The organism is Parvibaculum sp. (genome assembly GCF_049672805.1).
GTDB lineage: Bacteria > Pseudomonadota > Alphaproteobacteria > Parvibaculales > Parvibaculaceae > Parvibaculum.
Window position 1 is genome coordinate 1 of sequence record NZ_JBATWS010000465.1, and the last position, 1762, is coordinate 1762.

Sequence of the window (1762 nt, forward strand, 5' to 3'; positions counted from 1 at the left end):
GCCCAGTCCGATATGTCCCTCAGCACCGTGCCAAGTGCCGCGTCATAGGCGGCGATGACATTTGCCATGCCGCTGCCTGCCGGAGCCTCTGCCGAAAACTCCCGCGAGGCGAGGATGGACCGATCCCGCGCCCGCAACAGCCGCACATAAAGCACGACTCGCACCTTCGTCGTCTCCTGCCCGAAACCGGCTGAGGCCTCACGATAGGCGGCGAAGGAACGGATGTCACCGACAAGCGCGAGATCCATCCGCGCATTGCTGCCGGGACCGATGACAGCGGGGAAACGCCCCGAGCTTGCAATAGTCTCTACCAGCAGTGACGCGATCATGCGCGGGCTGCGATCACTCCAGCGCGCATTGGCGTAGTAGGCAATCTCGTTGTCGTTCGGCTGGAATACGATGCGCGTCGTATCAATCGCGGCAGGCGCGGAGAACTCCTCAACCACAAGCTGCGCGCCTGCCTGCGGCCCCGCCTCCGCCGACACGACAGGCGCCTTCAGCGTATAGAGGGACGGCGCCGGGCCGCTTCCAATATCAGCAATGGCACAGGCACCAAGCGGCGCAATCATCGCCGCGAGAAGCGCGTGGCGTATCCATTTTCCAAGCATGACGCGCCCCATTATCTCGCCTCCACTTCCGGCACATTATTGCCTACCAGAAATCGGCCCGGATCATCCCCTGCCCGTGTTGCGATGCGGTCGAGCGAGGTCACGAGCGCGCGCGTTTCGGAAACAAGCTGCGGCAGTTGCGCAAGACCCGCCCCTATGCCCGGCCCGCTCTGCTTCAGAATGGCATCCAGCTCTTCTGCCACTTCCCGATAGGCACGAGCCGCCTCGCGCGCATCATTCAGAAAGACGCGCGCATCTTCCTTCATCAACTGATCGGCGCTGCGGCTGACGCTGTTGAGATGCACGGACGCTTCCGAAAGCTGCTTCAGCGCCAGTTTCACATCCTCCGAACTGTCCGCCATCGCCTTTGACATAATGGCGACATTCTCGAGCGTTTCAGTAACCGTCTGCTGATTTTCCAGCACCAGCCGGTTCAGCTCCTTGAGCAGGTCATTTGCGCTCTGCAGCGTCTCCGGGCCGCTCTTCAGCAGATCCTGCAAGGTGGAAGGCGCTGCCCGGATGACCGGATAATCCTGCCCTGGCGCTGCGACCAGATCGTCTGACTCAGGACTGCCGCCGGTGAGCTGAATGAAGGCAACACCCGTGAGACCGGACAATTCAAGCTGTGCGACCGAGTCAACCTTTACCGGCGTGCGCGCATCAACCTCGATGATCGCGACGACCTTGTTCGGGTTCCGCTCCATCAGATAGAGGTCCGTTACCTTGCCCACCGGCAAGCCGTTATATTGCACGGCTCCCGACTCCGAGAGGCCCGACACCGAGCCGTCGAAGATGATCTTGTAGTAGGCAAATTGCCGGTTGAGCTGCACCCCGCTCACCCAGAGCAGAACAAGGAAGATGCCGACAATCGTTGCGATGGTAAAAGCACCAATCAGGACATTGTTGGATTTTATTTCCATGGCCGTTACTTGCCTGAAAAGGCCGCGCGCGCGCGGGGCCCGTGAAAATATTCGTGAATCCAGGGGTGGTCACTACGCATCATGTCCTCAATCGTTCCGATGAGGATAACATGCTTCTCGGCCAGCACCGCGATCCTGTCACAGGTCGCATAAAGCGTGTCGAGATCATGTGTCACAAGGAAAACGGTGAGGCCCATCGTCTCCTTGAGATCATTGATAAGTTCGTCAAAGGCG

At 59.8% G+C, this 1762-nt stretch carries 2 protein-coding genes and 1 pseudogene; all 3 read right to left on the bottom strand.

From position 1 onward, the window contains the following. A partial coding sequence (locus WBF74_RS14410) for an ABC-type transport auxiliary lipoprotein family protein (RefSeq protein ID WP_424441139.1) occupies nucleotides 1-620 on the bottom strand: 620 nt, incomplete at its 3' end. Continuing rightward, entirely contained in the window at nucleotides 620-1528 is a 909-nt protein-coding gene (locus tag WBF74_RS14415; protein ID WP_424441141.1) for an MlaD family protein, read from the bottom strand. The genes WBF74_RS14410 and WBF74_RS14415, both read right to left, overlap by 1 nt. Before the next feature lie 5 nt (nucleotides 1529-1533). Next, nucleotides 1534-1762 (bottom strand): annotated as a pseudogene (locus WBF74_RS14420) (ABC transporter ATP-binding protein); the annotation flags it as partial.